This is a genomic window from Longimonas sp., assembly GCF_046498435.1.
Lineage (GTDB): Bacteria > Bacteroidota > Rhodothermia > Rhodothermales > Salinibacteraceae > Longimonas.
Window position 1 is genome coordinate 1 of the sequence record NZ_JAWOAR010000337.1, and the last position, 5,430, is coordinate 5,430.

At 54.4% G+C, this 5,430-nt stretch carries 5 protein-coding genes and 1 pseudogene; 5 read left to right on the forward strand and 1 reads right to left on the reverse strand.

Annotated features, from left to right (window positions below; translation table 11 throughout):
* Positions 1 to 325 precede the first annotated feature (325 nt).
* The 3 genes and pseudogenes from R6U20_RS13035 (at position 326) to R6U20_RS13045 (ending at position 2,967) form a co-directional block, all read left to right on the forward strand.
* A complete protein-coding gene (locus tag R6U20_RS13035) occupies positions 326 to 928 on the forward strand; it encodes a metallophosphoesterase (protein WP_410338278.1) in 603 nt (200 codons plus the stop codon).
* Positions 929 to 1,045: 117 nt separating this feature from the next.
* The gene (locus tag R6U20_RS13040) at positions 1,046 to 2,347 is read left to right on the forward strand and encodes an AAA family ATPase (RefSeq protein WP_410338279.1); all 1,302 of its coding nucleotides are present in this window, start codon (positions 1,046 to 1,048) and stop codon (positions 2,345 to 2,347) included.
* Positions 2,344 to 2,967, forward strand: a pseudogene (locus tag R6U20_RS13045) (RloB family protein). Before R6U20_RS13040 ends, R6U20_RS13045 begins: the two are co-directional and overlap by 4 nt.
* A gap of 17 nt (positions 2,968 to 2,984) precedes the next feature.
* Here R6U20_RS13045 and R6U20_RS13050 read toward each other — a convergent pair.
* Positions 2,985 to 4,715 carry an AAA family ATPase gene (locus R6U20_RS13050; RefSeq protein ID WP_410338280.1) on the reverse strand — a complete coding sequence of 577 codons (1,731 nt, stop codon included), beginning with the start codon at positions 4,713 to 4,715 and terminating at the stop codon, positions 2,985 to 2,987.
* A 176-nt stretch (positions 4,716 to 4,891) separates the two neighbouring features.
* Between R6U20_RS13050 and R6U20_RS13055 the strand changes: the two genes are divergently transcribed.
* Positions 4,892 to 5,197, forward strand: coding sequence for a hypothetical protein (locus R6U20_RS13055; protein WP_410338281.1), 306 nt, complete (start codon positions 4,892 to 4,894; stop codon positions 5,195 to 5,197).
* 40 nt (positions 5,198 to 5,237) lie between these two features.
* Positions 5,238 to 5,430 (forward strand): AAA family ATPase (locus R6U20_RS13060; protein ID WP_410338282.1); only part of this gene is annotated, 193 nt, incomplete at its 3' end.

Sequence of the window (5,430 nt, forward strand, 5' to 3'; positions counted from 1 at the left end):
CATCGTATTTCAGGGGGAAGCAAGATGCTCCGCCTCCCCCAACACGTGGACGCAGCTTCAGCAGGCAGGTGTCGATTCGATAATTGGTTGCTGTGGGCGAAGGCCCATCTCCGCTCCCCTGTTCATCGCAGTGCATAGCGCTTAATGCACCACGGTGATGCGCTGCGTGGGCGTGCCAGCGCGTTCATGCACGGTCTGCCAGCCCACCCGCATCCGAAGGAAAATGTGGAAGAACACAACGTCCGTCGCCACCCCAAACCTAAACGCAGCTTCAGCGGTTTACATCGTCCTCCAACAGTCTCCCCTCGTAAGCCCATGCCGTGCTATGGCCCGCCTACTCTGCTTCAGCGACGTCCACTCCAACCACCGCGCCGCTCGCGCCCTCGTGCAGCGCGCCCCCGATGTTGATGTCGTCGTGGGCGCTGGCGACTTCTGCGATATGCGGCGCGGCCTGGATCGCACCATTGGCATCCTGTCGGACATCGACACGCCCACCGTGCTTGTGCCCGGCAATGCCGAAAGTGCCGAGGAGCTGGAGGCTGCGTGTACCGACTGGGAAGCTTCCCACGTACTGCATGGCAGCGGAGCCACGGTCGGCGGGGTGTCGTTCTATGGCATTGGCGGCGGCATTCCGGTTACGCCCTTTGGCGCATGGAGCTGGGACGTCACCGAAGGGCAGGCCGCCACCCTGCTTGCCGACTGTCCCGACGATGCCGTGCTCATCGCGCACTCTCCCCCCAACGGAACCGTCGACCGCGACTCGGGCGGACGCTCGCTTGGCAGCACATCCATTCGCGATGCCATTCAGCGCACCGCGCCGCGCCTGGTGGTCTGCGGGCACATCCACAACAGCTGGGGGCAGACCGGCACCATCGGCTCAACAACCGTGCTGAACGCCGGACCGGACGGTGTTGTGCGGGAGGTGTGATTTCTCGAAACAGCCCGAGGTGCATTGCTCTTGACAGGTGTATTTGCAATCTGTATACTGTGATAAAGAATAAAATGAAACCAAATTGCGCAAATTGCAGATTTACAGGATAAGGATATGCTGATTGAGTTTTCACTCCGCAACTTCCGTTCATTCCGTGATGAGCAGACCTTTTCGTTGGTTGCCAGTTCTGGAACGGAGCACCAGGATACGCACACGACTTCTATTTCAACAGATGATAGTCGGCGTGTCCTTCGTTCTGCGGCTGTGTATGGACCCAATGCATCCGGGAAAACCAATCTGCTGCTGGCACTGCATGCTATGGAACAGATTGTTGTCAAATCGGCAGTTGCCAGTCAACGTGGGGATTTGATTGAGCCAATAGCCCCTTTTCGCCTGACGCGTGATAGTCGAGAAGCCCCAACAGCCTTTGAGGCTTCCTTTATTGTGGACGGAGTTGAATACCAATACGGTTTTGAAGCCACTCGCAAAGAGGTTGTAGCGGAATGGCTGTACGCCTACCCGCACGGGCAAGCACGGCGATGGTTTACACGTTCCTACAGTGCAAGACATCCTGATGGCACCTTCAACCCGGGCGATTACCTGAAGGGGCAACGAAAGCAGATCTGGGAAGCCACGCGTCCCAATGCGCTTTACCTTTCTACTGCCGCCCAGTTAAACAACAAGCAAATTGCTCCGATTTTTGACTGGTTTCGCGAGACGATTGCCTACCTGCCCGGACGCCGCGTTGGCCATCGGTTTACAGCCGAGACGTGCTCCAATGAAACCGAAAAGCAGCGTATCCTATCCCTCCTGCGTGCTGCCGATCTGGGTATTGAGAATGTGGTCGTTGAAGAGGAACCTGTTGATCTGGATCGTCTTCCGTCCGATCTACGAAATTTCATCTCATCGTCTGGTCAAGAAGGCGATGTCGAACACGTATTGTCGCAGACGATCCATTTTCAGCACAGCGCTGGAGACACCGAAGAAAGTCTGCTCGAACTGGAGGAGGAGTCGCAGGGAACACAGCAGTTTTTTGCACTGGTTGGGCCGATTTTGGATGTACTGGATAAGGGACGTATCCTTCTTGTTGATGAACTCGACTCCAGCCTGCACCCAAACATGGTACGAGAGATTGTTTCGCTTTTCAACAGCCCAGAAACCAACCCTAATGGGGCGCAACTGGTGTTCAACACGCACGATGTCACACTCCTTGATCAGGATTTGCTCCGCCGCGATCAAATCTGGCTGACGGAGAAGTTCAATGACGGAGCCTCCACGCTTATCCCACTCTTGGACTTCAAACCCCGAAAAGGAACTGAGGCCCTGCAAAAGAACTACCTTCAGGGTCGGTATGGAGGCATGCCGATGCCGCGTATCCGTGAAGAAGCACGTCGAGCAATAGCGCATTCCCAATGAGGCAAACTCGCAGAGCAAGAGGGCGACGCCAAGGCCAGCGTGAAATCTATGACCGCGTGCTCATCGTCTGTGAGGGCGAACGCACAGAGCCATCCTACTTCAAAGATCTGTGTCACGACTTGCGCATATCATCAGCCGTCGTCATCACTGGCGACTCTGACCCCGATCCCAGGGGCGTCGTTACGTACGGGCTCCAGAAATACCGCGAAGATGGCGATTTCGATCGTCTTTACTGTGTGTTTGATCGGGATACGCATCCTGAAAGTAACTTCAGGGCGGCCAAGCAGCAGCTGCGTCAAGCGCGTAAGTAACGCATTGATGCTCACTGGACGGTGTCTCGCCCCTGTTTCGAGTACTGGATTCTGCTTCACTATGAGTACACTGCACGTCGGTATACATCGCCCTCATCTCCGTGCAGCCAAGTCGTCAAAGACGTAAAGCAACACATCTCCAATTACGGAAAAGGGATGCGCGGCCTATACGACGAAACCAAGCCCCATCTTGACACCGCCCTTGAACGCTCCAGGCGCCGGTGGAAACAGGCCAAAGGAGTAGGATCTCTCAATCCGAGCACAAAAGTGCATAAGTTGATCACGTACTTGCACAACGTGCGTGGCTAATTCTTGGCCATACGGACTCACACTGCCCCATCACCGCCGGGCTGCGGGGCCTCGGGCGGCGTCCAGTCATTGTGGTGCACCAGGTAGAGCTGATCCTGCGCGCGCGTGCAAGCTACATACATAAAGTTGAGATGCGTAGCGTAGTCGCAATCTGCGTCCAGCCCATAAACAATCCCAACAGGTGCATCCAGCCCCTTGAAGCGCTGCGCAGTGCTATACGCCAGTTCCTGGTTTGTAGGCGGATCGGCCACGTCAAACGGCTTGAGTCTGTATCCACCCAAATGGTCTACCTCTGCCAACGCGGTGTTCTTCTTGCTATGCATCGCCAGCAGAATCATCTGGTTGGCCTCTATCCCGTCAGCGCGCAGTGAACGGATGAGCGTATCCAATTTGTCGATCTGCTCATCGGTACTGGTGTACGTACGCTCCTCGACGGCTATTCCATCATCCAGGTTGGGGTGATGGTGAAGAGATGTTACGCCACGTAAGTCAGCCGCATACTCGGCTACACGACGTGAAGAACGGCAGTTTCGTGTGATGCGAACGAGCGGCATGTCCTCCCACACTTCCTCTACGCTTAGCTGGGGACCGTAAATGTTTTGGTGGATGTCGGCAAATACGTACACATGAGGATCTTCGGGAAGCAGAAATTCCAGCGCTTCCCACCAGTTCGGGTAGATGTCTTGGGCCTCGTCGACGACCAAGGCATCGTAGTGAAGTCCTCGATTTTCAATGATATCCATCAGTAAGTCGGCACTTTCCTCCACCCAGAACGCCGTATCAGGATGGGGGGGCATTCGGCGGCGCGGCGTGTGAATGATGTTCGTTTCGATAATCTCATGGAAGTAGCGCGTGTCAAGATTGTCAATGTCCTGCGTCTGCTCAGACAGGTGCTGCGCCAGGAGCTGATTGTAGCACAGAAGCAGCGTTTTCTTCCCCTCACGGGCCAGTTGCTTCGCCCGGTTTTCTGCCAGCAGCGTCTTCCCCGTACCTGCCGGCCCACGCACCAGCACGCGCGGATTCGACTGAAGCGTTTCGTTGTAAAGCTTGGCTTGCTCTTCGGTAAGCTGATAGTAGATCTCGCGTCCCCGCGTGATGGTTGCCTTCTGTGTTGATGCTCCTTCCACATCACTCGCCGGAACCATCTGAAACGTACGCGCCAGTTCGTTCCAGGCCGTCTGTAGATTGGCCTTCCGTTCCTCCTGTGCTTTGGAGTCGAGTTCATTGATCGGATCTGCAACTGATCGCAACGCGCCTTTCACAGCGCCATCCAAATGTTTCATAGCATGCGCATCAATGCATGACTCCGGCGGATGCCCCACTGGCATATCGGAGTCCAACTCGGCACCTGGAAACACACAAGCAAACGCGTGTGGGATGCGAAGGGCTCCGCTTACCCGATTTTCCAACTCATCTTTCAGCGCATACATCCCCTTATGCGCCTGCGTAAATGGGTCCTTAATGGTATGCCACGTCCCATCGTCGTGTCGCTGTGAACGCCAGCTACCGTCTGACTGCCTTTCAATTGCGCGTCCCCCCTTTACCTCGATAACAAGCAATCCATGGTGCGGATGCCAAACAGCGAAGTCGATTTCTCCATAACGCCGGTTCCCCGAGTGATTCTGATACGAAATGTCTTGCGAATAAATCACCTCGTAGTCGTCATCGAGCTGGTCGTGTAGTGCTTTATAGACGATACCCTCAGCCTGTGGGGTGATCTTTTTGGGGTCGAGGGGCGGATGGACCATGGCCATTGTTTCTGCGGAGATCTGTTTAATATGCGATGAGCTAAGCATGTGTTAACGTAGCAAGAACGGCCGACTACATCAAGTATGCCGACCTCGTTGCGTTATCCGCTTGCATCACGCCCGGCTTCGCATCACATTGCGTATTCCGTACCGTGCTAACCAGCTTGCGTTATGTTGTGACCGCTTCTTCCGCTGCATTGGACGCCCGCCTGGCCCGCTGGGCCGCTGGGCACGCTGTGCTGCTCCTTGCTGCCACCGCAGCCGCGCTTGCGTGGAATACGCTCTGGCCGGTCGCCCTCGCCGGCACGGCATCGTTTGGGGGATTCGTGGGCGCATTCCGTCGCCACTGGACGCCCACCGGCCTTTCCGGGCTTAAAATTGAATCGGAGCTTGGAAATCCCTGTAAAATAATTTATAACGATAAAACCCTGGAAGAGGACATTGAAAAAGGGGAAACCAGGAATTTGCATAAAGTTTTGTAATTTTAAAGGGTTTTTCATAATATTTTAAGAATAAAAATTAATGAAGATTGAAAGTTTAAAGCTGAAGAATTTTAAGGTTTTTAAAGATGTTGTTATAAAGGATCTTCCGGGAATGTCTGTTTTTATGGGGACTAACGGTAGCGGAAAAACTACCCTTTTTGATGTTTTTGGTTTCTTAAGTGATGCATTGCACAATAATGTTAACATCGCTGTAAACAGAAGAGGAGGGGCGG